General features: G+C 47.8%; 25 protein-coding genes. 4 read left to right on the plus strand and 21 right to left on the minus strand.

From position 1 onward, the window contains the following. Positions 1–41: 41 nt before the first annotated feature. The 12 genes from SPTER_RS13900 to SPTER_RS13955 all read right to left on the minus strand — a co-directional run bounded on the left by SPTER_RS13900 (position 42) and on the right by SPTER_RS13955 (position 11488). Complete coding sequence (locus SPTER_RS13900; protein WP_246105629.1) at positions 42–1031, minus strand: branched-chain amino acid ABC transporter permease; 990 nt, start codon at positions 1029–1031, stop codon at positions 42–44. A gap of 36 nt (positions 1032–1067) precedes the next feature. Then, the gene (locus SPTER_RS13905) at positions 1068–1937 is read right to left on the minus strand and encodes a branched-chain amino acid ABC transporter permease (RefSeq protein ID WP_144350941.1); all 870 of its coding nucleotides are present in this window, start codon (positions 1935–1937) and stop codon (positions 1068–1070) included. A 21-nt stretch (positions 1938–1958) separates the two neighbouring features. Then, entirely contained in the window at positions 1959–2696 is a 738-nt protein-coding gene (locus tag SPTER_RS13910; protein ID WP_211367284.1) for an ABC transporter ATP-binding protein, read from the minus strand. Then, positions 2693–3418: an ABC transporter ATP-binding protein gene (locus SPTER_RS13915; protein ID WP_170233277.1), complete on the minus strand. Its 726-nt coding sequence runs from the start codon at positions 3416–3418 to the stop codon at positions 2693–2695. The genes SPTER_RS13910 and SPTER_RS13915 overlap by 4 nt, the downstream gene beginning before the upstream one ends. Positions 3419–3540: 122 nt before the next feature. Then, positions 3541–4821, minus strand: coding sequence for an ABC transporter substrate-binding protein (locus SPTER_RS13920; protein WP_144350943.1), 1281 nt, complete (start codon positions 4819–4821; stop codon positions 3541–3543). A gap of 439 nt (positions 4822–5260) precedes the next feature. Next, complete coding sequence (locus SPTER_RS13925) at positions 5261–5557, minus strand: hypothetical protein (RefSeq protein ID WP_144350944.1); 297 nt, start codon at positions 5555–5557, stop codon at positions 5261–5263. Between the two features lie 288 nt (positions 5558–5845). Next, on the minus strand, positions 5846–6781 hold the full coding sequence (locus SPTER_RS13930; RefSeq protein ID WP_144350945.1) for a cyclase family protein: 936 nt from the start codon (positions 6779–6781) through the stop codon (positions 5846–5848). An 86-nt stretch (positions 6782–6867) separates the two neighbouring features. Next, entirely contained in the window at positions 6868–7656 is a 789-nt protein-coding gene (locus tag SPTER_RS13935) for an SDR family NAD(P)-dependent oxidoreductase (protein ID WP_144350946.1), read from the minus strand. A 19-nt stretch (positions 7657–7675) separates the two neighbouring features. After that, on the minus strand, positions 7676–8017 hold the full coding sequence (locus SPTER_RS13940) for a cupin domain-containing protein (protein WP_144350947.1): 342 nt from the start codon (positions 8015–8017) through the stop codon (positions 7676–7678). Positions 8018–8081: 64 nt separating this feature from the next. Beyond that, on the minus strand, positions 8082–8729 hold the full coding sequence (locus SPTER_RS13945; RefSeq protein WP_144350948.1) for a 3-oxoacid CoA-transferase subunit B: 648 nt from the start codon (positions 8727–8729) through the stop codon (positions 8082–8084). A 21-nt stretch (positions 8730–8750) separates the two neighbouring features. Then, a complete protein-coding gene (locus SPTER_RS13950) occupies positions 8751–9398 on the minus strand; it encodes a CoA transferase subunit A (RefSeq protein ID WP_144350949.1) in 648 nt (215 codons plus the stop codon). 539 nt (positions 9399–9937) lie between these two features. After that, on the minus strand, positions 9938–11488 hold the full coding sequence (locus tag SPTER_RS13955; RefSeq protein WP_144350950.1) for a sigma-54 interaction domain-containing protein: 1551 nt from the start codon (positions 11486–11488) through the stop codon (positions 9938–9940). 176 nt (positions 11489–11664) lie between these two features. Between SPTER_RS13955 and SPTER_RS13960 the strand changes: the two genes are divergently transcribed. The 3 genes from SPTER_RS13960 to SPTER_RS13970 are packed head-to-tail and all read left to right on the plus strand — an operon-like array spanning position 11665 to position 14657. Then, positions 11665–12843 (plus strand): acetyl-CoA C-acetyltransferase, encoded by a 1179-nt coding sequence (locus tag SPTER_RS13960; RefSeq protein WP_144350951.1) that lies wholly within the window; start codon positions 11665–11667, stop codon positions 12841–12843. Positions 12844–12867: 24 nt separating this feature from the next. Further along, a complete protein-coding gene (locus SPTER_RS13965; RefSeq protein WP_144350952.1) occupies positions 12868–13692 on the plus strand; it encodes a beta-keto acid cleavage family enzyme in 825 nt (274 codons plus the stop codon). Positions 13693–13706: 14 nt separating this feature from the next. Next, positions 13707–14657, plus strand: coding sequence for a 3-hydroxyacyl-CoA dehydrogenase family protein (locus tag SPTER_RS13970; RefSeq protein WP_144350953.1), 951 nt, complete (start codon positions 13707–13709; stop codon positions 14655–14657). A 66-nt stretch (positions 14658–14723) separates the two neighbouring features. Here the strand turns inward: SPTER_RS13970 and SPTER_RS13975 are convergent, their stop codons facing one another. The 8 genes from SPTER_RS13975 to SPTER_RS14005 all read right to left on the minus strand — a co-directional run bounded on the left by SPTER_RS13975 (position 14724) and on the right by SPTER_RS14005 (position 22714). Continuing rightward, positions 14724–15509, minus strand: a complete 786-nt coding sequence (locus SPTER_RS13975; protein ID WP_144350954.1) for a short-chain-enoyl-CoA hydratase — start codon at positions 15507–15509, stop codon at positions 14724–14726. A 24-nt stretch (positions 15510–15533) separates the two neighbouring features. Then, positions 15534–15656 (minus strand): 3-hydroxyacyl-CoA dehydrogenase family protein, encoded by a 123-nt coding sequence (locus tag SPTER_RS25920; protein WP_425474370.1) that lies wholly within the window; start codon positions 15654–15656, stop codon positions 15534–15536. Positions 15657–15672: 16 nt separating this feature from the next. Further along, positions 15673–15774, minus strand: coding sequence for a 3-hydroxyacyl-CoA dehydrogenase family protein (locus tag SPTER_RS25925; protein ID WP_425474273.1), 102 nt, complete (start codon positions 15772–15774; stop codon positions 15673–15675). 93 nt (positions 15775–15867) lie between these two features. Further along, a complete protein-coding gene (locus SPTER_RS25930; protein WP_144350955.1) occupies positions 15868–15981 on the minus strand; it encodes a 4Fe-4S binding protein in 114 nt (37 codons plus the stop codon). Between the two features lie 500 nt (positions 15982–16481). After that, positions 16482–17810 (minus strand): purine/pyrimidine permease, encoded by a 1329-nt coding sequence (locus SPTER_RS13990; protein WP_144350956.1) that lies wholly within the window; start codon positions 17808–17810, stop codon positions 16482–16484. Between the two features lie 307 nt (positions 17811–18117). Next, positions 18118–18702, minus strand: coding sequence for a Uma2 family endonuclease (locus SPTER_RS13995; protein ID WP_170233278.1), 585 nt, complete (start codon positions 18700–18702; stop codon positions 18118–18120). A 206-nt stretch (positions 18703–18908) separates the two neighbouring features. Further along, positions 18909–19748, minus strand: a complete 840-nt coding sequence (locus tag SPTER_RS14000; protein ID WP_144350958.1) for a 4Fe-4S dicluster domain-containing protein — start codon at positions 19746–19748, stop codon at positions 18909–18911. Further along, positions 19745–22714, minus strand: a complete 2970-nt coding sequence (locus SPTER_RS14005) for a molybdopterin-dependent oxidoreductase (RefSeq protein WP_144350959.1) — start codon at positions 22712–22714, stop codon at positions 19745–19747. The genes SPTER_RS14000 and SPTER_RS14005 overlap by 4 nt, the downstream gene beginning before the upstream one ends. A 206-nt stretch (positions 22715–22920) precedes the next feature. Here SPTER_RS14005 and SPTER_RS14010 point away from each other — a divergent pair, with 206 nt between their 5' ends. After that, positions 22921–23823 (plus strand): LysR family transcriptional regulator, encoded by a 903-nt coding sequence (locus SPTER_RS14010; protein ID WP_144350960.1) that lies wholly within the window; start codon positions 22921–22923, stop codon positions 23821–23823. A 107-nt stretch (positions 23824–23930) separates the two neighbouring features. Here SPTER_RS14010 and SPTER_RS14015 read toward each other — a convergent pair whose 3' ends face one another. Continuing rightward, positions 23931–25283, minus strand: coding sequence for an S-layer homology domain-containing protein (locus SPTER_RS14015; protein WP_144350961.1), 1353 nt, complete (start codon positions 25281–25283; stop codon positions 23931–23933). Positions 25284–25545: the final 262 nt, after the last annotated feature.

A 25545-nucleotide genomic window follows, 5' to 3' on the forward strand; every position in this document is an offset into this window, starting at 1 on the left:
CTATAGGCTTACAGGCAGCACCTTTTTTAGTTTCACAAGGATTAATCCCGCTTTTTGCGTTGAGAATCTTTGGTCCATCTGCGCGCAGACAATATTTCAAAACCGTAGCGCTCATAAAGTGTTCCCATCGCGCCTTTGGGCGCAACAAAAATAACACCAATAGCAATTATCCCCAGAATAATCATGCTGATGCCAGGATAATCGTAGAGATATTGTTTCAATATCACATATAATACAGCGCCCAGCACCGGCCCTTCTATTGTACCGGTTCCACCGATGATAACCATAAAAACCATAGCTACCGTCCAATCAATCCCAAAAGCAGCAAACGGCTGAACATAAGCAATAGACAAATATAAGGCAGCGCCTGTTATACCGGTAACAAAAGCGGCTAGCAAAAAACACTTTAGTTTTGTCTGATATAGCTCTATGCCTACCGTCTCCGCCGCCGACTCATTATCACGCATGGCCATCAGCGCCAGCCCCAGTGTGGAGCGGAGCAAGGCATATACTAAAACAACAGCCCCGGCACCAACGACCAAAGCGATATAATACAAATCAACAGTCGTCAGCTCATAACTGGCAGTTATATTAAAACCCTGACCAGACCTAACATACGTCCAATTGCTAAAATATACGGCCAAGGCTTCGGCCGCTATCCACGTACCAATGGAAAAATAAACACCGCGCATTTTAAATATTGGTTGAGAAATAATTACCGCCAAGATTACGGAAACCACCCCGCCGGTAATTATGCCCAAAATTATTGGCAGCTGGTAAATCTCCGTAATTACGGCTAAGGAATACCCGCCTAAGCCAACAAACATTTGTTGTCCGAGTGAAACCAGCCCGGCATAACCGGCAAGCAGATTCCACATCTGGCCTAACGCCATATACAGCAAAATCTGGACTAATATTGACGTTATATATTCGTTAACCAAAAAAGGCAAACTGCAAAGTATCACTAGTAATATAACAGGAATAAGCAGCCTGGCCTTTAATTTCCAGAATTGCGACTGTATTGTTATCACCTTAATCAATTATTTACCTCCCCCCAAATCTACAGCCTATTTTCTTGTTTTTGCCGCTAGCAGCCCCTCTGGTTTAATCGTCAATATAATCAGTAAAACCAGATAGCCTGACAATAATTGGTAGCCGGAGCCAAAAAAGAAAGCGCCGAGTAACTGAGCAAGCCCCAATATAATACCTCCTACCAGGGTTCCCAGCAAGCTCCCCATACCGCCAATGACAACAACGCCAAAAGCGATAATTAAATATTGCGTACCGGTAGAAGGATAAAAGACAAAGGTCGTCCCTACTAATAGCCCGGCAATTGCCGCGGAAATCATTGCCAAACCCATGGTATAACTAAATACTCTTTTCGTATCTACACCCATCAGCTCAGCCGCGCGGCTGTCATCGGCAGTAGCCCTTATTGCCCGGCCCAAATAGGTATGGTTTAGAACATAATGCAGTGTAACAATGACACAAATTGCTGCTATGAAATTAACTGAATAAACCGCCGGCACTGAGATTAACTCCGTTGCGGCAATATTTGCTGTTGCAAACGAAACGTTAATGGAACGGGCATCAGCCCCAAAGAATAGGAGCAAGGCATTCGATAAACAAATGGAAACCCCGAAGGTTGTGAGCAGTGCCGGCTCAGGCCCTTTGTCCAGCACTTTGTTAATTAAGAAATTTTGGATTAAAAAGCCCATTACGGTCATCACCAATATTGTTATAACCAGGGCCAGCCACAGACTGCCCACAAGCTGGCTGGCCAGGATCATACAGATAAATGTTCCTACAATAATAAAATCACCGTGAGCCAGATTAGTTAGTCCCATTATGCCAAAGATCAAGGACATCCCGATGCCGATAATCGCATATAATCCACCTAATAATATTCCATTAAGCACGGATTGTATGATTTCCATAGCATTTTCTCCTTACAAACATTATTGTTTATCAGCCTTATGTAAGCCAAAGTAGGCCTCCTTGACTGCCTCCTCACCAAGCGCGGACGATTTCCCGGCCATAACAATCTGCCCTTTTAGCATTACATAGCTAAAGTCCGAATATGTTAGGCTCCGCCGGACATCTTGGTCAACCAGAATAATGGTAAGGCCTTGTTCATTAATTTTTTTGATTGTTAAATAGATATCTTTTATGATTATCGGGGCTAAACCTAAAGAAATTTCATCACAGCAAAGCAGTTTAGGTTCAGACATCAGGGCCCTCGCTATTGCCAGCATTTGCCGCTGTCCGCCACTTAGATAGGACGCCTCCTGCCCGGCTTTATCTCTAAGCACCGGAAAAAGTGTATACACCCTTTCTAAATTTTTGTTTTTCTGTTTCCTGGCCCGGGGTAAATAGGCTCCCATGAGCAGGTTTTCCTTTACTGTCAGCTTCTTGAAAACGCTGCTGCCTTCCGGCGACATTGCCAGCCCCTTGGCCACAATTCTATTTGTCGGCAGGCCGTGAATATTATCGCCGAGGAACATTATTTCCCCGCTGGCAGGTTTATTTATGCCTAATATTGTGTTTAACAACGTTGATTTGCCGGCACCGTTAGCGCCAATAATGGAAACAATTGAACCTGCTCTGATTTGTAGCGATACCTGGTGTAACGCTTGAAAATCACCATAATGAACATTAATTTTTTTTACTGCTAATAGCATATCTTTACTGTTCATGCTTCCACCGCCCCTAAATACACGTTATGTACTGCCGGGGATTGCATGACTACCGCCGGCAAATCGCAAGCAATGTTTCTTCCTTCCGCCAGACATAATATCCTGTCAGTACCTTCATACATGGTTCTTAATACATGCTCTATCCAGACAATACTAATACCTTGCGCCTTAACCGTTTTTACAATAGCAAGAATATCCGTAACCTCTAAATCGGTAAGCCCGCCGGCGACTTCGTCAAGTAATAAAAGCTTGGTATTGCCAGCCAGCGCCCGGGCAATTTCCAGTCTTTTTCGATCTAACAGTCCCAATTTCCCGGCAAACCAGTCCTCCTTGCTACCGAGTCCGCTTATCTCAATGATTTCGCGGGCTTTGCCCTTGGCTTTCGCCTCACTCATGCGGCTGCCATATACGGCTCCCACCACAATGTTTTCAAATACAGTCATTTTTTCGAATGGCCGGGGGATCTGGAATGTACGGCCAAAGCCCATTCGGCAACGCTGTGTTATCGTTTTATGAATAATGTTTTCTCCATAAAAAGAAATCGCTCCCTGGGTAGGTTGTAAAATGCCTGTTAAAATATTTAGCAGCACTGTTTTTCCGGCCCCATTCGGCCCTATTACCCCTAAGACCTCATTCTCCTGTACAGCAAAAGTAAGTGCTTTAAGTACAGCATGATTGCCAAAAGATATGCCTAGATTCTCAACCTGCAACACTGAACCCACTGACGTCACCTCCACCCTGCTGTGCGCGGACTGTGCCAAGGTACTAGTAACTGCAAACCATAAAGACTTTGCAGCTACTTAGCCTGACACAATTTCCGCTATAGTTGAGAAATCTGATACTGCTATGGCTGCGAGCCTGGTATATATTGCATGGGCGCCGGCGATAATGGCACAATTGTCATTTTCTTGTTGTTCACAATATTCATTTCCCAGGGCCAGGTTTTACCTTTAACCCATTGCCCGCCAACTACGAAGGTCTCGGCTAAATTCCGGTCATTATATTGAACATGGCCAACAACCGTGTCAATGTTTGTAGCTTTGATGGCTTCTCTGATTTTATTTCTTTCCAGCGATTGAGCCCGTTTCAATACGTCAACAACTATTTCCATGCTGGCGTGTTTATAGCCCAGGGTAGCCATCGGCTGCTTACCTGTCAGCTCGGTCCAGGTTGCAGCCAGCTCTTGCGAACTTTGTCCTGTCAGGGAGGATTTATTGCCCGACATCGGGCTCCACCAAACCTCAGTTGTCAGGTTTTCTCCTAAGTTGTCACCCAACGCAGCAACATCGGCTGGAAATAGAATCGCTTTGGCGGCAGACATAATCTTGGGAACCAACCCTTGCTGCTGCATTTGTTTCCAGGCTGTCGCAAAATCAGGCGGAATCTGCATGGCCAGCACAATGTCAACGTCAGCCTGCTTGAACTGGTTAATCATTGCCGTGTAGTCTTTGGTATTGGGCGGGAACCTGCCTGGATCTACCAGCGTATAGCCTCTGGCCTGCACTTTTTTCTTAAGCGTATCCGTAATTGCAATCCCGTCAGGATCGTTAGGGGCAATCAGGCCAATTTTTTTATTAGTAGCCAGTTGATCCCACATATCCAGATAAACATCAACCAGAGTATTCACTTTCCAGAAAGCATGGTAGGTCCAGGCATATGGCCCGCCGGAAAGCCAGGCATCTGATAAGGCATCCACGGTTATACACGGAATTTTGTGCCGTTCTGCCGCAGCAGCCACTGGGTTAACCGTATCTGGCGTGTGAGCAGCCATCAGTATATCTACTTTATCCTGAAGAATCAGTTTATTAGCCGCTTCGGCTGCTTTGGTCGGACTGCTCTCAGAATCGGCAACAATTATTTTAATAGGCAGTTTCTTGCCATACTCGGCAATATAAATCCCGCCTTCTTTATTAATTGCTTCAATTGCCTTTTCCTCGATCTGCGGCGTTCCCGCCCCGAAGGATGCCAATGGCCCGGTCACCGGGTTCACCCGCCCGATTAAAATGTAGTCCTTGCGGGCCTCGACTGAGCCGGTGCTTTTTCCACATCCGGCCAATGCAATCATCGCGGCTAATGCTACAATAAAAATCATCGTTGTCAATCTATCCATTTTTGGCTTACCCATTTTTTCTCCCTCTTTTCTTTTATTACTTTATATCCCGCTAATCAAGTACGCGCTTTACCATAATAAGATTTTGTTTTTAAGCAATTAGTTATACTTATATTGCAAACCAAAAATAAGTTTGCTTGAATTCTTTAAAAATTCAGAACAATAATTAAAGAACTCTGCATATGCCAGACGCTATAGGTACAAAACACATTGACACGCTTAACATTCAAACCTGTTGCGTAAGAGTTTTAAGGCCGGGCATTATTAGCCGGAAAACCAATAATACCCGGCCGTGTTATAAATTACATGAAACCAGGGACGTAAGCACTAGAAAAACTTGATTTGTGCCAAGCCCTTCAGGACGCCGGCAGAAGCCGCCTGTACCCTTTAGAGTATTGGCGTTCTTACATATGATCAGAAATCGATATACTTTCTGCTCATGTAGCAAAACCGCTTACGCCTTTACTCGTATACGGACTGTGCATACTTCCTTGCCATCTTCCATACTATAGGTTTCACCTAAATCAGGATCCGCCTTAGCCGTTGCGTCATATTCATCTTTAGTATAAGTAATATTCCCGCCATTTTTATGGCAAAGGACCTTTAAATGTGTCATCAGCAGCCTTGCACCGGATGAGATTTCCTCACATTTCCGCATGGATTCCTTTACTGCCAGAATCAATTCTTCCCGCCCCATTGCTTCCAAGGCAGCTAAGCCTCGCTTTTCTTCTTGTTTTATTGCTTCATTCACTTTACAGCCTCCCTTACATTTTATATCCATCCCGTCAAAGAGACAGTGAGGTTATAATTATACTTCCAATTTCAAAATTCCTGCAATATTTTAATTTTTTCTTCTATTATTATAACTTTTTCTTATATTATATTTATATCTTTCCGGCTCACGCGGTATTGTAACCTGACTGATACTGCAAGGAATACAGTATCAGTCAGGTTTTTACAATGAGGCTAGTCTGAGCAACACCGACAGCTTATTAGTTTGTCTGCTATAACGTATTTGTAGATTCGCTCCGGTACTGGATTAAAAGCCACCATAATTGTATACTCTGTCGGGTACCGGATTTAGATCATCTTCATCTATTTCCGCAACACAGCGGACCATAGCGCCATCGCCCAGCCACCAGCGAATCGGGAAGGCCATGAATTTAAACCGTTTGCCTACCACTTTTTCCAGATCGCCACCGATGTTTTCGACACCGACAATGCCGTTACCCATCATATATTTGTGGCAAGGCTCCCAGGTTCCCGCCAGACCATGATTTTCCAGCTTACCATATGCTTCCATATATTTGTCTTTGCCAAAGGTTTTAATAAATACATCCTTTTCGAACTCTGCATAAGCCTCAATGCCAAATTGCTCAATAAATTCTTCGGTAATCGGTTTGCCTGAATCACCAATAAGATTCATTGCCGGCGGACCATTCTTACCCATTGTTGTATGCAGCGGGTGGTCAAGGGCTTGCATATCCATAGCCACACATTTGGGTTGATATTTATCAAACCATTGTCCCGCTTCTCTGCCGCAGCCGCAGGAATAATGATAATATTCCTTAGTGTCGTCAAATTTCAGATGCATGCCTGTTCTTAAAACAAGTACCATGCCCTTTACTTCCGCATGGGTTACTCCGGCCCGGGCCAAAGCATCGTCAAGATGTTTGGCTGTAATCAGGCCCCAGCGGTCGACACGTATATCGAGGCAAACTGCCTCGCCATAATAAGCATCCAGTGGCAGCTCATGCGTGTAACGGGCGCGTTTACCGTCAAACTCGTATTCCATAACATGGCGGGGGGCATCGGCATGGGTTCCGCAATGCATAACAACATCTATTTTTTGTGTTAATACGCCGCTTTTGGCCAGGCTATGCATAGTGTCAATTTTAGGTTTGGCAAAATACGGCCATACGGGTATGTCAGCATGGAATGGATGCGTTAAATCTACTAATACCTTTTTTCCCATTGTTTTGATTCCTCCAATTGTATTTGCTTTTGTTTATTATAGGCCATGCTAGGGCATAGCAACTATCTCCGGATGCAGCGGTAATATCAGCCGGCTGTGCAGCCGCCATCAACGTAAAGAATTTGTCCTGTTACAAAGTCGGAAGCCGGTGCAGCTAAGTACACGGTTGCGCCGACCATATCCTCGGTCACAGCGGCACGGCCCAGGGGAATACGGGACAGGAAAACCTGCTTGAGTTTTTCATCTTCAAGCACCTGCTGCGTCAGCGGTGTCCAGAAAATGGTCGGGGCAATGGCATTAACCGTAATATTGTACTTAGCCCATTCGGTTGCCAGCTGTTTGGTCAGGCCGTCAACAGCCGCCTTACTGGGACCATACGCCGCATAGCCGCCAGGATGTCCGGCAAAGCCGCGCACGGAGGATATGGTAATGATTTTACCAAAACCCTGTTCTTTCATGACCCGGCCAACATGCTTGCAGGTGAGGAAAGTGCCTTTAACGTTAATATCCATGACCTGCTGAAAGTCTTCAGCCGGAAACTCTTCGGCCGGATACCGTTTGGCAATGCCGGCCACCGTCACCAGGATATCAATCTTGCCGAAGGTGTCCACAGTCTGCTGAACCAGGTTGATTACATCTGCTTCTTTGCTGACATCGCAGGCCACAGCCAATGCCTTCCGGCCGAGTTTTTCAACCCCCTTTACCGCTGCTTCCAAAGTAGCAATTGTGCGGCCGGTAACAACAATATCAGCACCATAGACTGCTAACCCGGCGGCAATTGATTCTCCCAGGGCACCGGCCCCACCGGTTATTACTGCCACTTTGCCTTCAAGGCAAAACAGCTTTTTGATTTTGTCCAAAGTTACTTGCTCCATTTACACATCACCTCTACAATTATGCTTCCGGGTAGTTCATAACCACCAGCATGCTTGCCGGTTTATTAGTTTCATTAATAATTTCTCTGCCTTCATTGGCCCCAATGTAAATAGAATCCCAGGCCTGCAAAACGACTTTTTCCGTCTTGGTAGTAACAGTTACTTCGCCTTCAAGGACAAAATAGATTTTCTCGACTGGAGATGCATCATATTCAGCGCCACCGGCTGGCAGGAAATGCGACAGACCCATCCAGAACATCTGCGCCCCGGTTTCCTCCTTCCCGTGCAATTTCAGAGCAACCATATTGAAGTGCTTGGGTGCCTGGTACGGCTTTACATCCTTTAATTCGACCTTCTTCATATTTTCTGCCTCCTCCTTTCTATGTTTTTCTATTTTTAATCCCATTAACAAACCTCAGGCTTACTTAAACCGCCATTTCTTTGATATCAGGAGAGATAATGTAGTCAGCAGCAGTAGCTTCCCTTACGGTCTGCAGCGTAACCCCCGGCGCTATTTCGGTTAATAACAATCCCGGGTTCGTCACTTGAAACACACACAAATCAGTAATGATTAAATCCACTTCCTGCGAGGCGGTAAGCGGCAGAGTGCACTTCCTTACAATTTTAGGCACACCGCCTTTACCGACATGTTCCATGGCGACAATAACCCGTTTAGCGCCTACAACAAGATCCATGGCCCCACCCATACCTGGCACGATCTTGCCGGGGACCATCCAATTAGCCAGGTTGCCTTCCTGGTCCACTTCCAAGGCCCCCAGCACAGTGGCGTCAAGATGCCCGCCGCGAACGATGACAAAGGACATCGCGCTGTCAAAGGTAGCGCCGCCTGGCAGAATACCGGCCGGCTGTCCGCCTGCATTGCTCAGATCAGGATCAGTGGTTTCGCCGGCAGGCCCCAGTCCGATAAAGCCGTTTTCCGAATGCAGGATCACCTGTTTATCATTGGCAATATAATTGGCAACAAGTGTAGGTATACCAATACCCAAATTCACCACATCGCCATCCTCAAGCTCTTGCGCCACCCTTTTAGCAATTAAAATCCTGTTTTCCATGAACGCTCCTCCAATCTCCCACTAAGCTTGCACGATGCTGGTAATAAAGATTCCCGGCACCATAACCTCATCAGGAGCTATCTCTCCCACAGGCACGATTTTTTCCACTTCCGCAATAACAACAGCGGCTGCCGTAGCGATTTGGGGATTAAAATTACGTGTTGACATTCTAAATACCAGATTGCCCGCAGTGTCGGCTTTATGGGCTTTTACCAGGGCAACATCTGCCCGCAGGGGTTTTTCCAGTAAAAATTCGCGGCCGTCGATGGTTATGGTCGGCTTGCCTGCGGCCACAACCGTGCCCACACCGGTTGGTGTGAGCACGCCGCCCAGACCGGCACCGCCTGACCGTATGCGTTCAATCAAGGTTCCCTGCGGCGATAATTCCACTTCCAGTTCATTAGCATTCATTTGGCGGCCGGTTTCGGGGTTTGTGCCAACATGAGAAACAATGGCCTTTTTCACTTGGCGGTTAACAACCAGTTTGCCAATCCCCTTATCCGGAAAGCCAGTGTCATTGGCGATGATAGTAAGGTCTTTATAGCCTCTGCTAACCACAGCATCAATTAAACCTTCCGGCGTTCCAACCGCTAAAAATCCCCCAATCATGATAACAGACGAATCTTGTATTTTGTCTATTGCCTGTTTCATACTGATTACCTTAGACATTGTTTCCCCCTCAGTTCTTAGAGTTTATGTCCTAACGCCTACGCTTATCTTCATTGCAAGAACTATGCCAACCAAAACATATTGATTGATTATTTGCATATTTTAAAAAACAAGTACCGGCTTAGCAGGTTTTACGGATATCTCCTTCCCGCCGCTTGCCTGTAAACAATAACCCCCTAGTGGTCTGACTACATTGAAAGCGTAAAATAATTCACGGGAATTTTTTCGCAAGGCGAGGCGGAGGACGCTAACTGATTCAGTAAGATCTGCTTTAATAAGGCCGGCAGGTGATGGGTCTCTTATTACTTGCGCGGGCCGCGCATATCGGACATATGTAAGCCGACGACAACGAAGGGTTGCGGGAAATAAACCGTCAGTATTCACTGGATTGGGGCTGACAAGATACTCGCGTTGCCAGCGACAATAAGGCGACCTCCTTCCGGGTCCATTTGCTTTTTGATGAAATTAGTCATCATATTTACCGGATAAATTTTATCGATATAACGATAGCCGCTATTCCTAAGAGATGAAAAAACGCATCATTGTTGATGCGTCTTTTCATCTCTCAGGACGATTCCCAGCCGCTTGGCTTTCTTAACGATGGTTGATTGGTCTACCTTTAAAATTTTGGCAGCTTTTCTTGTACTCCCGCATAACGCCAGGGCCTTTTCGATTGTCTTTTTTTCAATATTGCTGACGATTTCTTTAAGCCCCATCTCTTCCACAACCAGCTCAGACATATACGACGGATGGATATTCAGCAAATTGCCGATTTGCTCGTTACTAATCGTGCCATCGTGGTCAGATACGATAACCAGTCTCTCAATGATATTTTGTAATTCACGAATATTTCCCGGCCATGAATACTGCCGCATCATTTCAAAACCAAGCGGCTCGATGGCTGTGTTCTTGGTGTATTTCGCGTTGTAGATTCCCAGAAAATGGCGGGCTAAGGTCTCGATATCCTGGTTCCGTGCACGCAGCGGCGGGATATGAATAGGAAATACATTCAACCGGTAATAAAGATCTTCGCGAAAACGGCCCTGCTTCACCAGGTCCTTCAATTCGCAATTGGTCGCCGAGAGAATTCTTACATCTAACTTAACCGGTTTCGATCCGCCGATACGGGTTATTTCCTTGTGTTGAATGACCCTGAGTAATTTGGATTGCAGTTCCATCGGCATATCCCCGATTTCATCAAGCATAATCGTTCCTTTGTCCGCCAATTCAAACAGACCGGTTTTACCGGTCGTGGCCGCACCGGTAAAGGCCCCCCTGGCGTAGCCAAACAACTCAGCCTCCAGCAAATTGGCCGGAATAGCGGCACAATTCACTTTGATGAAGGGATCATTTTTCCTGGCGCTATGCAGGTAGATTTCATTGGCGACTACCTCTTTTCCTGCCCCTGTTTCCCCGGTAATCAAAACAGTAACATCCAAACCGGCGACCTGTTGAATGCTTTTGATGACCTGCTGCGTTTCCAGACTATTGCCAATGAGATTCTTGTTTAAATGCAGTTTCCTGAGATGTTCAACCTCAAGCGTACTTTTGATTTTATCTTTTTCCACTGCTTTTATCTGTTTCTGCGAGGCTTCCAGATCAGACTTCATTTGCAGCAGGTCGGTTATTTCCCGGTCAATAATAACAACTTTCTTGACATTCCCCTCGGCATCCAGAACCGGGCTGCCGGTAATCAGCATTTTCGTTCCGTTCCTTAAGCTTTCGCCCATGGAGTTTACTTGTTTTTTGTGCTTAATCACTTCCGGCGTTACGGCATTGAGATAAACACCGGCCGTCAGGAGCTCGTCCACATACTTGCCGACAACTTCTTCAGGACGAATACCAGTGATTCGCGTGTAGGCCGCATTGACGTACAAGGTCTTCCCGTGGCCATCGGTAATGTAAATCCCGTCATAGAGATGGTCCCCGATCTCTCTAAAATCGAGTTCTCTGGCTTCAGTGAGCTCATTGAGCACTTTCTTCAAACCGGCAAGAAGCTCCTGATGGGACGAAATATCCCAGTTTTGTTTCTCTATCCTGGCGATTAATTCTTTTAAAATAGCTTCACTGCTATCTATTTTGTTTTTCATTTCATCGCTCCCTACGATTCACTTAATCAGACATCTATTAACCAAATCATAACCAATCTTTATCCGCTTGTAAATATTCAACTTTACATTCATTTTGTGAATCTTGGCACGAAAATTGCGATTGTTTTTGTTTGTAAGCAGTCTAGTAGTCAATAATCACCTAGGAGGAGGAAAAGATGAGAGAGGTCGTTATTACCGCTGCCCTACGGACAGCCATCGGCACCTTCAACGGCACCCTGGCCCCCTTGGCGGCGACCGAGCTGGGCAGCATTGTTATTCGCGCCGTGCTGGCAAAAGTCAATATAGCGCCAGACGCTGTTGACGAGGTTATTATGGGCAATGTACTCCAGGCCGGACTGGGCCAAAATCCAGCCCGCCAATCAGCCCTGCAAGCCGGCTTGCCGGCTGCAGTACCGGCTTACACAGTTAATAAAGTGTGCGGTTCAGGGCTAAAAGCGGTAAACCTGGCCACCCAGTCCATTATGGCTGGCGATGCTGACATTATTGTCGCCGGCGGCATGGAAAGCATGACTAATGCCCCTTATCTTCTCGAAAAAGCCCGCTGGGGCTACCGGATGGGCGACGGCAGGCTGGTTGATGTCATGATCCGCGATGGCTTATGGTGCGCTGCCAACGACTATCATATGGGGATCACTGCCGAAAATATCGCTGCCCAATACGGGATTACCAGGGAAGAACAGGACCGTCTGGCTGCCGAATCACAGGCCAAAGCCCTGAAGGCCATCGACAGCGGCGCTTTCATGCAGGAGATTGTGCCGGTGACCATTAAAGGCAAAAAAGGAGATACCGTCTTTACCACCGATGAGTTTCCCAAGCGCGGCACATCGGTTGAATCCCTGGCCGCCCTGCGGACAGCCTTCAAAAAAGACGGTACCGTCACTGCCGGTAATGCCTCCGGCATCAATGACGGGGCGGCGGCACTTATTGTCATGTCCGGCGAAAAAGCCAAAGCGCTCGGCCTCAAACCGCTGGCCAGGATTGTCGGTTACGGCGCCGGCGGGGTTGACCCTTCTGTCATGGGCCTGGGGCCTGTACCGGCCAGCTACAAAGCACTGGCTAAGGCCGGGTTGACTGTGGCCGACATCGATCTGTTTGAAGCCAACGAAGCCTTTGCCGCCCAATTCCTGGCTGTCGGCAAAGAACTGGGACTGCCCGGCGAGAAGGTCAATGTCCACGGCGGCGCGACCGCGTTAGGCCATCCTATCGGCGCCAGCGGCGCCCGCATCCTTGTTACCCTTCTCCATGCCCTGCAGCAGCGCGATGCTAAACGCGGTTTAGCCACCCTGTGCATTGGGGGCGGGCAAGGTATTGCCACCATTGTTGAACGCATTTAATTACTTTTATGAGGTGAACTAATCATGGAAAAAACCATCATCACTGTCGCGACAACCGGCGCTTGGCCAACTAAAGAACATAACCCCAATATTCCTTTGACGCCCCGGGAAATTGCCGATGATGTTTATGACTGCTGGCAGGCAGGCGCGGCTGTGGCCCACCTGCACATGCGTGACGACGAAGGCAAAGGCACTATGTGCAAAGAAAAATTTCGTGAAACCGTTGAGCTGATCCGCAGCAAGTGTGATATTGTCCTCAACCTTACCACGTCCGGCGACCTTTACGCTACCGATGAAACCAGAATGGCTCATCTAATTGAACTCAAGCCGGAAATGGCATCCTATGATGCCGGTTCCATGAACTGGATGCATAACAGCTTATTTCTGAACCCGCCCCAGTTTCTGGAAAAGCTTGGCAAGACCATGCTGGAAAACGGTGTAAAACCGGAAATCGAAATCTTCGACGCCGGCATGATCTACAACTCGCTTTATTATATGAAAAAAGGCGTTCTCGCTCAGCCGGCCCATTACCAGTTTGTTCTCGGCGCCGCCGGCGGCACTGCCGCTACTATTGAAAACCTGGTATACCTTAAATCCCTGCTGCCCCAGGGATCTACGTGGTCAGCCCTGGGCATCGGCAACGGCCATGTGCCCATCATGCTGGCAGCTATTGCCATGGGCGGCCACATCCGCGTAGGCATGGAAGATAACGTGTATTACGCTAAAAAGCAATTGGCAAAATCCAACAGTGAATTTGTCGCCCGGGCCGTAAGAGTAGTTAAAGAAGCAAACAGAACAGTCGCTACCCCGGCTGAAGCCAGGGAAATCTTAGGTCTTACAAAGAACTAGCTAGGAGACGAACTATGATTAAAAATATCGGTGTTATCGGCGCAGGCACCATGGGGCATGGCATTGCCTTATCCTTTGCCCTGTACGGATATGATGTAATTATATATGATGCCTACGAAAATCAGTTAAAAAAGGCAATGACGGAAATCGCCGCTGAACTCGACCTTCTAGCTGAGGAGCAATTCATCGGTCCCCAGTCCATTCCGGCTACCCTTGGTCGAATTACAGTTTGCAGTGATCTACAGCAGGCCGTTCAAGACAGGGATTATGTCATTGAAGCCACGCCGGAAATACTGGAACTCAAACAGAATTTATTCAAACAATTAGACGAACTCTGCCCTAAGCATACCATCCTGGCGAGCAATACGTCCAGTCTCAGACTGGATGGCATGATGACCTTGATTGCCGACGACCGCAAACAGCGTATGATTGTTAACCACTGGTACAATCCTGCTCACCTAATGCCGATTGTCGAACTCTCTTGCTTCGGCAATATGCCTGAGGAGCTTTACGCCGAGGTGGAGCGATTACATGCGTCAATCAAAAAACAAACCGTCAAAGTGTTAAAAGATGTACCGGGACTGGTAGCCAACCGCATTCAGCAAGGTGTTGCCAGAGAAGTATTTTCGCTGATTGAAATGGGCGTTGCCGAACCTGCCGATATTGATAAAGCCCTTAAATTCGGCCCCGCCTTTCGTTATGCTACCACCGGCCAGCTAGAAGTTGCCGATTTCGGGGGGCTTGATATCTGGAGCATTGTTGGTGATAATCTATTGAAAGAAATGGATAATCGTCAATGTGCCAACGAGCTCTTAAAACAAAAAGTAGCTGAAGGCAAGCTGGGAATAAAAACCGGTGAAGGCTTCTATAAATATGATGAAGCTAAGATTCCTGCCATTAAAAAGCAATTTATGAAAAAGTTAATCCATCAATTAAAAGCCTCCGAATATTACAAACAGGACTAATAGGCAAACAAAAAATGCACCCGCCAGGGTGCATTTCAGACTTGGCACAAGCCAAGTCTTTTCTTATTACTTACCGCTAAAGCCTGGTTTCCGTTTTTCGATAAAGGCCGTCATCCCTTCGGTCTGGTCTGAAGTGGCAAAACATAACCCGAAAGTTTCCGCCTCATAGGCAACACCTGATGCAAGATCCATCTCCAGCCCCTGGTTAACAGCAGCTTTACACAGCTGTACCGCCACTTCGGCCCGGGACATAATTTTTTCAGCCAAGGCCCTGGCCACACTAAGCAATTCAGCGGACGCCGCCACTTTATTGACCAACCCCAGACGATATGCTTCCTGGGCATCAATCACATCACCGGTATACAGCAGTTCTTTAGCCCGGCCTTTGCCAATTAAACGCGGCAGCCGCTGGGTGCCGCCAAAGCCGGGAGTAATCCCCAGCCCCACCTCAGGCTGGCCAAACTTAGCCTTTTCTGAAGCAATCCGGATGTCGCAGGCCAGCGCCAGCTCGCAGCCGCCGCCTAACGCAAACCCGTTAACAGCGGCAATTACCGGCTGGGGAAGGTTTTCCAGTTTGGCAAACACGCTTTGACCAAATTTGCCGAAATTACGCCCCTCCACCGCCGACAAACCACGCATCTCGGCGATGTCAGCCCCGGCGACGAACGACTTGTCGCCACTGCCGGTCACGATGACCACTTTAACACTTTCGTCCTGAGCAATAGTATCCAACAGGCTATTTAATTCTGTAAGCAGCTCAGAGTTTAAAGCATTTAATGCCTGGGGCCGGTTTAGTGTAATAAGCCCAATACCATTACCAGTCACATACAGCAGATTATTATATTGAGTCACAACCTGCACCTCCAACCTTTTTTCTTAGTTGTAGTTATAGAAGCCTTTACCTGTTTTGCGCCCTAAATAACCAGCCTGAACCATCTTTTTTAAGAGTGGGCAGGAGCGATATTTGGGATCGCCATAACCATTATACAAAACCTCCATGATCGACAAAACCGTATCATTGCCTATCAAATCGGCTGAAGGCCAACGGTCCCAGCGGCTGGTTAAAGCCCAGCTTGGCTACCTGATCAATATCTTCGGCATCGGCAACCCCCTCCATCTAAGCCTTTGATGCATACCATGGCAGCAGCCTTTTCTTCTGTAACCAGTATACCTTTTTCCACCAATTTATTCAAGTTCCGTTCAATCCTGGCTATTCCATTCTGAACAAATTCAGGCTTAATGTCCTAGCCTGCACAGGGCATGTATCAGCACACGCCCCGCACAGCGTACACGCATCAGCTATCGAGGCTTTATCATCCTCCATAACGATGGCGCCTAAGGGGCAGGCCCTTATCCACGCACTGCAGCCATACACTCTTCTTTAGTTATATAGACTGCCATGTTATTGCCTCTGTTATACAATCTTTGCTGCTAATAGTTTATAAGCGTGTTCGTCACCGGATCAATTTTTACCTCAGTTGTATCAGGCACCTGCTGCATACTTTTCATCTCTCCGTATAATAGTGAAGCTTATTTGCATCCTATTAAAATAATGTTGCAAAAATCATGCCAGCCAAACACTACCGTTAAACGTTAAAAAAATCATATAATAAAGCCAGTCTTGATGAAAAACATCATCAAGACTGGCAACACCCTACTAAACACACGAATTAGTTCCGATGAACATCGTCATCTTCTTAGATGCAATTAAGCATCATTTTTAAAAAATTAATCTGGCATAGTAAACTGCCAGAATCCGGCCTGCATATCACATATTTTTTGTAAACTTAAAACTGACAAGGCCAGTCAATACAGTGCCTGCTGCTATAAAAACTGTTCCAGCAAAATGCAGATCAATAGGCCATCCACCATTCCATTGAGCAGCAGGTAGCGTAGCAGCGCCGGCAAATTATTAAACACTGCCTGCGGTAAAAACATTACCCCGACACCTACCATGAGCGCTATCCCTGCTATATACATTTCCCGGTTAGTTAGATTAACCTTAGCAAACTCTTTTAGCCCCATCCCCAGAATCAGACAAAAAACAACAAACATCACCGCATTGCCAACAGCAGGCGGTATAGCGGCAAAAAATACGCCAACTTGTGGGAAAATCCCTAACGTAGTGATTAATAAAGCCCCGGCAATAAAAGGCTTTCTTGATGCCACGCCAGTCATTGATGTAAACCCAATCGCCGACGCATAAGGAATGAACCCGATGACCGCCCCCAAGCCGGCAAAAATGTCTGATACACCGGTAAAAACGGCCCCGCGATTAAACATCGCCGGTTTAAGCGGTTCTCCGGTTACTGCGCTCATTCCTAAAATACTGGCCACTAAATTGGAGAAAAGCAGCAACGCCGCAATAACACAGGCAAGAACAACCCCGATATCAAAGGTGGGCGTACCCCACGCAAATATTTCCGGCTTAGTCGACAATTGCGGGCTATGTTGGCTTATCTGCGGCGAAATTCCAAGAATAAGGGCCATAATCCAGCCACAGCCAACGCCAAGGAGAACGGCTATGCTTTGGATAAAACCCTTGCTTTTCAAAGTGATCCACATGATCAAACCGGTGGTGCTGACAAAGGCAAGTAAACTGGCAAAATCCACCATATGATTGGTTCTGCTTAAGCCCAGCATGCCTTTTATCATAGCCGGACTAAGCTGCAGACACATCAGCACAAGAAAAACACCATTTACCAGGGGGCTAAAAACCTTAGCTACCAGTCCCGCCATGCCGGTTACGCCGATAAAAATGCACACTATCCCGGCGATAATAAAGCCCATTTCAATATCGGTTCGCAGCACATCCAGACTTTTTCCCAGACTCGGGGCCGAAGTAGCCAACGTAATGAGTACACCATACCACAACCCTGCCGGCCCTTCCATGATTGGAAACCGATGACCCCATAACGCCTGAAGTATGGATACAATTCCGCACAGAATAAAAGTCCGCTGTACCAGACTGGCTAACCCCAGCTGGTCAAGCCCCAGGTATCCACCCACAATGACTGGCAAAATAGCAGCATTCGCCAGAAAGTATGTCAAATGCTGCAAACTATAAGAAATCATCTCCTTCAGCGGCAGGTCATCATTCAGACCATATCTCATTCCTGACGGCGGCGGCAGGTTATTGCTGTCCCGGCTCATGCATCGTCCTCCTATATCCGTCACTACTGTGTCTTACCAGCTCGCCGGCTGGCATCTATTTATATTGCAATAAACATGCCAGCAAAAATAGCCTTACCTTGAAACTATAAGGTAAGGCTATTTCTAAAAGTGATCTTCGTACAGTGGCTGATGAGCCCTCATCACCTTTTCCCCCTATGGCAGTCTATAGAACAGCTAAAAATTTCACCAAACAAGGGGTTATGTTCAATATCCTCAGTCAGCCGCGCCTTTATGAAGGCATATTGCCAATGTTGGCAACAGGTGAAACCCACGCTAACGGCAGCCATTATTCTAATATACTGCTGCGGAAAACATCTTCCAGCATAATCTGAAGTTCAGGCAAGACGATGGGAGCAATAATACCCTCCCGGCCGAAATATTCCGCCTTTCTGTACTCAGACAATTCTTCATTCATATAGAATCTGGTAATTATCTGATGCGCCGGATCAACTATCCAATACTCAAAAACCCCGCTGGCTTCATAAATTTTTCGTTTTCTGATAACATCATGGCTTGCTGTAGATCGTGACAAAATTTCTATAATAAGATCCGGACTGCCTTTACAACCGGCAGCATCAAGCTTGTCAGCATCACAAACAACCGTTATATCTGGCTGTACTACTGTTGTAGCATTATTTTCGTTCTCATTTTTTTGCGGTAAACGCACATCAAACGGCGCTGCATATACCTGGCACTTTTTATCTTTAAGATAAACGGCAAACTCAACTAACAGATTTCTTGATATTTCTTGATGTTGCCTGTTAGGAGCTGGAGTCATTGCGTAGGCTGTGCCGTCTATAAGCTCCCAATGCTCATTTTCAGGCCATGCCAGATAGTCGGCGTAAGTATATTTGATGGCACTCTTGCCCATACTGCTCATCTCCTACAATCCTTTATTCTTATTATAGCAAATTTGTTATTTCAAAAGCAAAAAGATTACAACAAACGGGATTACCGCCTGCGGACGATTCTCATGTCAAACCCTGCCGCAAAAAGCCAGGCCCTGTCGCCGGCTTTAAAAATCCGCAAGCGAGGGCCTGAGCCTAGTCCTGGAGTCTAGTATCGAAATTTAATAATTTATCCCAGGTAAACAGTACCGATATTCTGGCTGGTAGTTAACTCAACTGTCACTGTGGCCTTCTTAAACCCGCTCTTCTCAATCTCGAGCGAATACTGGCCACTGTTGCCAGGCAGGTTATCGATTTTGAAATCACCAAAATTATCAGCAACCACCGCGGAAAGCTTTTCCCGGTCCGAGAACAGGGTAATCCGAACACCTTCGGCACAGTCAATAACACCGTTGTTATTAACGGCAACACTCCCGGCAATAAAACACTTAGTAAAGCGATACAAATTCTGATAAAACACACGGGGCTGGGTGTTATACTCCGGCTGCAGCACCTCTAGATTATTAGTCTGACAGATACGGCTCATCTCAGCGTCTGCCACATATTCCACCTTGAGCGCGCCGGTAGGGCAGGCTTGCACACAGCGCGGCTTTTTCCAGCCTTGATCAAGCAGGTGGGCGCAAAAAGTACACTTTTGCGGAACATCCTGTTCTTCATTCCACCAGATAGCCTGATAAGGGCAGGCCTTAACAAGTTCCGGCCGGCCTTTGGCCTTATCCGGGTCAATGAGGACCACACCGTCAGGACGTTTGACAATACTGCCGCCGGCAGCCTTAATGCAGGGAGCGTCCTGGCAGTGCATGCAGGTAGTCGGCCGGTAGGCCACATCAATAATCGGGTATTGCCCCCGTTCGGTGCGCATAATATTTATCCAGCGATGGCCGTGTCGGGGCTGGGGCCGGGTATACCCCGGCCAGTCATTGTCAACATGCTCATCTTTGCAGGCTAAGAAACAATTATTGCAGTCCACACACTTTTCAACATCAATAATCAAATGCCACTGTTTCATGAAACACTCTCCTCCCCGCCCCATTTTCCAATCTCAACCAGGCAGGAATTAGCCGCCATGGCGTGAGACCTTTTAATCATCATCCGGCTTGGTGTCAACAGGTTGATACACCCGCCAATATCCGGCGACTTTCCTGGTTCCCCCACCGGCTTATAGACTGCCGACGATTCGTATGAATGTACGGTTCCCGGCGGAATGCGCTCGGTCAATTGGGCGGCGCAAACAACGGCACCGCGATCATTGAATACCTTGACCAAATCGTGTTCCTTAATGCCCCGGGCTGTGGCATCACTGGCATTGATCCTCACAATCCAGTAATAATGCCCGTTAATCAGCACCCGGTGATCCTTGATATCGTTGATGGTGCTGTCTTTACCGTCACTTTGCGTATGAAAGGTAAACTTGGGGTGCGGCGATATGAGCTGCAGCGGATACTTGGCATACAGCTCGGATGAATGCGGTCCCTCCCAGGCCGGATTATATTTCATAATTGGCGGCCGGTCAGAGTCATTGGGGTCAAAACGCTTCAGGCTGGAAGATTCAAATTCGAGTTTTCCGGACTGGGTCTGCAGCCCCATCCGGTATTCGCCGGTATAGTCGGCCGGAGCCGGAAACGGCTCTGGGGTATCTTTCGCCCGGCCTTCGGCATACCAGCGGAAAGACACCGGATCACGGCGGTTCTCCGGCAGCGGCGGAATCACATAATAGCCTTTTTTCAGGAATTTCTTCCATGATATCCGGTTGGGCAGGTCGGTGCCGTCAAATAAGCGCTTGCACCATTCCAGTTCGGTAGAACCTTCGGAATAGACGGAACCTAATCCCAACCGCTTGGAAAGCTCCAGGAAGATTTCAATATCAGACTTGGATTCCCCCAGTGGTTCAATACATTTATGCTGCAGCACAGCCACCCGGTGGTTAACCTGGGTAAACGAATGGTAAATATAACCGCCGCAGTTGGCAAATTCGCTGATATCCCAACGTTCGAAATTAGTGCAGGCCGGCAAAATGACATCGGCAAACTGCGCTTCGCCTTCAAACCAGATTGACTGGTTGACAACGAACTCCAGCCCCTCGGAACGATACATATTTACGTAGCGGTTGGTATCAACCATTGTGCCGATATGAGAGCCGCCATATTTATAGTACATTTTTACGGGGGAATGACCGGGGGACGGGTATTTGAACGGGAAGAACTGACCTTCGATCGTTTTGGCGTCAGCTGACCAGCCTTCGCAGTGACCGTCCATGATGGCTTCAGGTATCTTGAGGCGCGGCACCCCTTGGTTAACAGTATTCATTGTCACGATATTGGGCATCCGCTGATATAAATTGAGGAAGTTGCCTGTACCAAAAATATCACCGGAAAAACCGCCTTCGGCGTAACCGGGAAAGTAGAAACGGGTATCAACCGGTGTGCCTTGCTGCATCCCGCCCATATTGACGCCCGGTTTGCCCAGTCCCTGCATAGCCATCAGACATACCATGCCTCTGGCCCAGTCTGTGCCGGTGGCGGTGCGGCAGGCGCCGCCGAAGCCGATAATCCCGCCGGCCGCCAGATAGGTTTTCTTGCTGCCCCAGGCCCGCGCCAAAGCTCGGATATCTTTAGCCGGTATGCCGGTTTCCAGTTCCTGCCATTCCGGTGTTTTCGGCACCCCATCTTCTTTGCCCAGAACATAGTCCTGCCATTTTTCAAAACCGGTGGTCCGTTCAGCCACATAGTCCTGGTCATAGAGGTTTTCCTTCATCCACACATAGGCAATCGCCAACACCATGGCACTGTCTGTACCCGGCCTGGGTGCCAGCCACTTACCGCCCATCAGACCGGCAGTATGGTTGTAGTATGGATCAATATGGACAATCTTAATGCCCAGTTCTTTCAGCCACTGCCGGCGCACGGTCCCCTCCTGGGCACCGTATACACCGCTGGTGGATTCGGGGTCACTCGACCAGAAAACAATCATTTCACAGTTTTGCAGACAGTCTTCCACCAGATTGTAGGTTTCCGAGCCGCCGTTACGGGCGCTTTGCCCCCAGTGGTGCGTTGCCCCCCAGAACCAGCCTTCCCAGCTGTCAGGGTTATGCACCACCGGTGTCCAGCCGATAGCATTGAAGAACCGCAGTCTGGCGCTCAGCCAATAGCCTAATGCCCCCCAGGTATGGTGGGAGCCGCTGCCGTTCATAATGGCGCCGGGACCATGATCTTTTTTTACCCGCTTAATCTCGTTAACCACAATGGTCAGCGCTTCATCCCAGCTAATCCGCTCATAGCCTGATATTCCCCGGTTTTGCGGGTTTCTCTCGCCATTGGGATCAAAGTCCACCCGTTTCAGGGGATAAAGCAGCCGGTCCGGCGAATAAATCATCGATTTCCAGGCTAAGGTGTGGGGGTTAACGGTAGTTTTTTTAGGCGGGGAAAAAATTTTGCCTCTGGCTTTGACCTCCCAGGGATCAGCATCCTCTTCATCAAAATCAATGGGGGTAATGCGGATAATCTTATCGTCCTTTACATAAACAAAAACCGGTCCGCCATTGGTATTGCTGGTGTAACGCCTGACACCATTGCCTGCATCAACCCCATATTCGGGGTCGATATTCATCGTCATGTTCAAGGTTTCAGCAAACCAGAGTGTCAGTTCGTCCGGACCTTGCATGTCAATTTGAAAGTGCTTGGCGGCACTGATAAATTCCAGATGCGTCTTGGCCGGGCTCATTAGCCGCACCGCAGTCTCGGCATCTTCGAAGATCATAGCAATATCAGGGTTGTCATGGATGCCGGCCTGGGAAGAGACTTTACCGTCCCGGAAAATAAAATACCGGCCCTGCGTGTTATCCCGCAGTTTTATCTGGGCAGTCAGATTTTTTTCTTTCAGCCGCCGGGCGAATGTTTTCGTTCGTATTGCCGTCATCTTCAGGATTTTTTCCAACCCGAAAAGAATGACAGAAAATTGCGTACTTTCAAATGCCATCTTATTCTTCTCCTTTCAAAACTATGTCTATCCTGTCAACCTAATCATATCGCACTCTGCTTGTTACGGGAAATACCATGTATGTCTAAGCTTATGACAAAAAAGTATTACGGCCTGAATCCACGCATGTTTTTGTTGAAAAAAACTTCCCCTTGGCCCCTAATCCTTTTATACTATTGTTAGAGCGTATTTCGCCGGGAGGTACTATGGAAATCCAGTTGCTACGTGAATTCACCTGCCTCGCAGAACATTTAAACTTTAGTACGGCCGCCAAGCAGCTTTTTATTGCGCAGCCTGTTCTCAGCAGACACATCGCCGATCTAGAATATGCGCTCGGCGTGCAGTTGTTTGCCCGTAATAAACAAAGTGTGCAGCTAACACCGATTGGCGCCGTGGTGCTGGCCGAAGCAAAAACTATTCTTGCGCACTATGATGAAGGCATAAAAAAAATCCAGCTTGCCATTGCCGGCTTCGCAGGTCAATTAAAAATTGGCTTTTTGGGAGCACCTGTAAAAAACTTTTTTCCAGAGCTGATTTCTCGCTTTCGCAGCACCTACCCCAATGTCGATTTACATTTAAACCAGTTAAATCTGGGATCACTTACCCACGCGCTAAAACGTGGGGATATCGACATTGGCTTTACCCTTTCGTTTGATTTATCAAAGCTGACCGGGTATTGCTGGCAAACCCTTTATTCCGAATCGCTGGCCGTGGTTTTGCGCCACGACCATCCTGCTGCCAGCCAGCATAAGATCAGTCTGGCGGCACTGTCCCAGGAAAACTTCATCCTTTTGTCACCGGAGGAATCGCCTGGTCTCCATAACCAGATTATCGATCTCTGTACCGCCAATGGTTTCTTCCCTAAACTCGCCAAGCTTTCGGCTTTTCCCGAGAACGCTTTACTTATGGTCGAATCGGCAATCGGCGTGGCTATTTTACCCCGTCATATCCAGGTATACGCCAGTCCTGAACTGCGCTTTTTGGATATCGACGGTGGCGGCACCGGCTTTGATGTCGTTGTCATTTGGGGAGAAGTTCATGCCAATCCTGCCGTGCCTTTGTTTCTGAAAGAGCTTGAGAACCTGCAAATAGAAAATCGCAACGGCTAATTTGTCCCTGAAACAGATAATGAATTATCCCGTGCTCCTAGTGAACACGGGATAATTCATTAAAATTCCTTTTAATTTGCTATGACCGCCGGCAATAAGGTTCAATATTAGAAAATATAGGTAACCTGCGCTGTAAAGAAGCTTTGGTCATCATGAGTGGCCAGTGACTGGGCCGAAGCCTTCACCCGGTCCAATTTGTCATAACGCATGTTGAAAATGGTGCGTTTGGCCAGGGTAGCCTCAAAACCAACTTCAAAACCTTTAAGGTTATCTGCTATCCCTCCCAAAGCCACAGTGGTATAGTTCAAGGGTGCATTCCAGGCGAACGGACTAGCGAACGCCAGCGCGTCAAAGCCCGGTTCTGCGTACTTATACTGGACAGAATAGCCGGTTGACCCCACCACGAAAGGATTAGCCCCCTTATATTTCGCCCGGATGAAGTACGCCTCAGGGGCCGAACCACCGTTTGCTGTTTTCGCAAAGTCCGCCGTATTCCGGCCCCATTCACCGTCAAGGACAACATCCGATATCCCTTTGTACTTCAGGCCAACCGCAGCCGAATTGTACATTTCCTTGTGTTTGTCCTGAGCGAATGACACCGCCATGTCCGTATTCTGATCCAGGCTGAATTTTACATCGCCGAGATTATACGTCCGGTGGGCGAAGATGCCGCTGGGATTGGAAGTAGTTATCTCCGAACGGTCTCCTAACCGGACAGAATAGAAGTTTACTTTAACCGCTTTGCCGAAAGAGAGCTTGCCGCCGTCCATGTAGGGGGCTCCGCTAATTGTGCCGAAACCGAGGCTGGGGAAGAAACGGCCCAGGCCCACCTCGGCATGGGCGCCGATTTTCTTATTAAAGTTCGCTTCCCAGGCCTGCAATGAGGTAACATTGGTTCTGCCGCCCAGGGTCTCCACGCCCAGAATACCATGGAAGTAGGTGTCGCCGTCAAACTCGTTGGCAATATTCAGCCAGAGCAGGGTACGGGAAGCACTCTTGTCATCGGCTCTGCCCGCGGCGCCCGGAGCCGCAAGTCCTAAATCCTCCGCGATCAGCCGGGGGTTCTTGGTGTATTCATAACGATACTGGGCAAAGCCGTCAATGGTAAGCGGGCCTTGCTTCTTTTCCACTGCATCAACGCGTTTGCCGAGCGCCCTGAGCTCATCGGCAAATTCAGCCGACAGTTTGTCAATCAGCGCTTTATTCTCAGCCGTAGCCTTATCCGTTTTGGTCATGGCATTAGCGACAATCTCGGCCATTTGATACCGGGTAAGTGTCCGTTCGCCCTGGAATGAGCCATCATCATAGCCGCTGACGATACCCGCTTGCGCCAATTTGCTCACTGCATCATAGGCCCAGTGTTTTGCCGGGACATCACTAAATTGATCAGTCGCCGCCAGAGCCACGTTGGCAAAACAAAGCGTTGCCGATGCTGCTGCTACAATTAAACTTTTTTTCATTAGTCTCCCACCCTTTACTGTTTGTCTATAGATTTTTTATGCACACATTTATGGTTTATCGGCTGGCATATTAAACAGACTTAATTCTTCTTAAAAGACCGATAAGCAGTGATTGCCCCAAATATCAGCATCATCACCACAATGGAAGCCATCCAGCTAGTCTCCAGTAACGGGCCGCTATTCATAAAGAATCCTCCTTAGCTTCGATTTTGATACCAAATGACACATTGTCCGACAAAGCAGACAAAAATCATAACTCCCA

This window comes from Sporomusa termitida (genome assembly GCF_007641255.1).
Lineage (GTDB): Bacteria > Bacillota > Negativicutes > Sporomusales > Sporomusaceae > Sporomusa > Sporomusa termitida.